This is a genomic window from Mesorhizobium sp. M1E.F.Ca.ET.063.01.1.1, assembly GCF_003998155.1.
In the GTDB taxonomy this organism is placed as follows: Bacteria; Pseudomonadota; Alphaproteobacteria; order Rhizobiales; family Rhizobiaceae; genus Mesorhizobium.
Genome location: NZ_RZSC01000657.1, coordinates 1 through 3,299, shown reverse-complemented (window position 1 = coordinate 3,299; position 3,299 = coordinate 1). Strand labels below are relative to the sequence as shown.

The 3,299-nt window shown below is 64.7% G+C and carries 4 protein-coding genes; 2 read left to right on the top strand and 2 right to left on the bottom strand.

The genetic code is table 11. The features are described 5' to 3' along the window. Positions 1-695, top strand: a 695-nt coding sequence (locus EOA29_RS30040) for an aldo/keto reductase (RefSeq protein WP_189479030.1), incomplete at its 5' end; no start/stop codon positions are given. Between the two features lie 37 nt (positions 696-732). Beyond that, a complete protein-coding gene (locus EOA29_RS30035) occupies positions 733-2,001 on the top strand; it encodes a cysteine desulfurase-like protein (RefSeq protein WP_127222021.1) in 1,269 nt (422 codons plus the stop codon). Between the two features lies 1 nt (position 2,002). Here EOA29_RS30035 and EOA29_RS30030 read toward each other — a convergent pair whose 3' ends face one another. Together EOA29_RS30030 and EOA29_RS30025 are read right to left on the bottom strand one after the other, a co-directional pair. Next, on the bottom strand, positions 2,003-3,031 hold the full coding sequence (locus EOA29_RS30030) for a histone deacetylase family protein (protein ID WP_126093643.1): 1,029 nt from the start codon (positions 3,029-3,031) through the stop codon (positions 2,003-2,005). Next, on the bottom strand, positions 3,028-3,299 hold a 272-nt coding region (locus EOA29_RS30025), incomplete at its 5' end, for a GNAT family N-acetyltransferase (protein WP_145969867.1). The genes EOA29_RS30030 and EOA29_RS30025, both read right to left, overlap by 4 nt.

The window sequence follows — 3,299 nt, the reverse complement described above, 5'->3', positions numbered from 1 at the left end:
ATATCGATCTCTATCAGATCCATTGGCCGGATCGGGACATCCCGTGGGGATCGAACCCGACGCGCATCGGCGCGGTAGCGCGTCGCGCCGATGCTGACGGCGCGCCGGCCGGCGAGACGCCGATCGCCGAAACGCTCGCCGTCTTCGAAGAACTGGTGAAAGCCGGCAAGATTCGCCATCTCGGACTGTCGAACGAAAGCTCATGGGGCGTCATGCGTTTCCTCGCTGAGTCCGACAAGGGCATCGGCCCGCGCGTTGCCTCGCTGCAGAACGCCTACAATCTGGTCAACCGCACGTTCGAGGTGAACCTGGCCGAGGTCTGCGAGCGCGAGCAGGTTGCCTTCCTTCCTTATTCGCCGCTGGCGCAGGGCTATCTGACCGGCAAATACGATCATGGGGCGCGGCCGCAAGGCTCGCGCTCGCAACTCTTCAATCGCGGCCAGCGCTACGAGACGCCGAATGCGGCGGAAGTGCTGCTCGAATACAATGAGCTGGCGCGCTCCTTCGGCATGGAGCCGGCGCTCTTTGCCAACGCCTATGTTTCGAGCCGGCCCTTCGTGACCACGAACATCGTCGGCGCCACCAGCGTCGCGCAACTCGACACGGCGCTGTCCTCGGTCGAGGTCAGGTGGACGGAGGAGATGCAGAAGGCGGTGGACGTCATCCACCAGCGCGTCGGCAATCCGTGCCCGTGATCGGGAAATCAACGAGAAAAGAAAAGGGATGGAGACGATGGCAGGCTTTCCGATCGAGGCCGTGCGCGGGAAATTTCCGGCGCTTTCGCTGACCGACAAAGGCCGCCGCCGCATCTATCTCGACAATCCCGCCGGCACGCAGGTGCCGCAGGCGGTGGCCGACGCGGTGTCACGCTGCCTGCTGACGACCAACGCCAATCTCGGCGGCTTCTTCGAGACGACGATTGCGGCGCAGGCCGTGGTCGACGATGCGCATGCGGCGATGGCCGATTTCCTAGGCGCGGCAAGCGTCGAGGAGATCATCATCGGCGCCAACATGACGACGCTGACCTATCATATGTCGCGCACGCTCGGCCGGGCGATGAAGCCCGGCGACGAGATCATCCTCACCCGCATGGACCATGAGGGCAATGTCTCGCCCTGGCTGCAGCTTGCCGAGGATCTCGGTTTGGTCGTGCGCTTCCTGCCTTTCGACGAGAAGAGCTGGCAGATCGAGGAGGCGGCGCTGCAGGCGCTGCTATCGGAAAAGACGCGGCTCGTGGCGCTGAACTATGCCTCGAACCTCACCGGCTCGATCAACCGCGTGAAGGCGCTGACGGCGATTGCCAAAACGGCCGGCGCGCTGGTCTGTGTCGATGCCGTGCAGTTCGCGCCGCACGGGCTGATCGATGTGCAGGAGCTCGGCTGCGATTTCCTGATCTGCTCGGCCTACAAGTTCTTCGGGCCGCATATGGGCATATTGTGGGGCCGCCGCGACGTCATCGACGCGCTCAAGCCGTACAAATGCAGGTGCTCGTCGAACGGCCTGCCGGAGCGGTTCGAGCTCGGCACGCCGCAGATCGAGCTGATGGCAGGCCTCACCGCTGCCGTCGATTATTTCGCCGATCTGGGTGCTGCCGCCGCGAACCGCCCTCGCCGGCGGCAACGGATCGCCAAGGCCTTCGAAGTGTCGATCGCCTATGAAAATGCGCTGGCCCGGCAGCTGATCGAGGGACTGTCGGAGATCGACGGTTTGGCCATTCGCGGCATCACCGACCCGGAGCGTTTCGCCGAACGCGTGCCGACGGTCTCCTTCACGGTCGAAGGCATCGCGCCGGAGACGATCGTGCGGCAGATGAACGCCGAAAGCATCTTCCTGTGGTCCGGCCACAATTATGCGTGGGAGATCGTCCACCAGCTCGGCATTCCGCCGGAACAGGGCGTCGTGCGCATCGGCATTGCGCATTACAACACGGCGACGGAGATCGATGAGACGCTGGAAAGCGTGCACCGTGTGATCGCGATGCTAAGGCAGCAACGCTCTTGAGCTAACCCTTCTTGCCGCCGAAGCCGGTCAGGAACGCAGTGAGGTTGTCGCCGAGCGCTTCGCAGAGATAGCCGCCCTCCTGGACGATGACCGTCGGCAGGCCGAGCCCGGCAATCGCCTCGCCGATGCGCGAGAAGCCGGGCGTCGTCACCGACAGGCCGCCGAACGGATCGCCCTCGAATGCGTCGAGACCGAGTGCCACCACCAGCGCTTCCGGCGCGAAGGCGCGGATGCGCCGGAAGGCTGTTCCCAGCGCTTCGAGAAATGCCGCGTCGCCGGATTTGCGCGGCAGCGGCAGGTTGAGATTGTAGCCGAGACCTGCGCCTTCGCCGCGTTCGTCGGCATGGCCCCAGAAGAAGGGATAGAAGCGTACGGGGTCGGCATGCAGCGAGACCGTCAGCACGTCGGACCTCGCATAGAAAATGCCTTGCGTGCCGTTGCCGTGATGCAGGTCGACATCGAGGATGGCGACGCACGCAGCGTTCTTGCGCAGCACCTGCGCTGCGACCGCCGAATTGTTGATGAAGCAGAAGCCGCCGGCGACATCGGCGAAGGCATGATGGCCCGGCGGGCGGCAGAGCGCATAGGCCGAATGCGCGCCGGCCATCACGGCTTCGGCGGCCTCCACCGCGCTCCAGGCGCTCCAGAGCGCGCTGTTCCAGGTCTCGGCCGAGATCGGGCATGCGGTGTCGGCCATGTGATAGCCGGCCTGACCGACCGCCGAGGCCGGATAGGAGCCGCCGCGGGCGATCGGGTGGATGTTCGGGATGACTTCGGCCGAAGCGCCCTCGATGCGCTGCCAGCGCGCGAAGATGTGCTCGAGGAAGTCGAGATATTCGGGCGTGTGCACCGCCGCGATCGGGCCGAGGCCATGCTCCCTCGGCCTCTCGATCGTCAGGCCGGCCGATCTTGCGCCGGCTAACAGTCTCTCGACCCGTTCCGGCTTTTCAGGGTTGGGCTGCGGCGCGCCGCTGGAGAGGAAGGCTTTCGGATCGTGGTGCTTCTGTTCTTCGGCGTAGAAGGCTTTCATCGTTCTTCCTCCGGCGCGTCGGAAAAGCTGAGGAAGGCTTCGCCGACGATCTTTTGCACCTGCTCGTAGCTCGACCAGCCGATGCCGAGCTTTTCATAGAAAGCCTTGGCGGTCTCGTTGTCCGTGTCGACGGAGAGCCTCAAATAAACGCCGCCCGCCGCGCGGCATTCCCTGGCCACGCGCCGCAGCAGTTTTTCACCGATCCGCAGGCCGCGAAAACGGTCCTCGACATAGAGGTCCTGCACATAGACGCCCGGACGGCCCATCC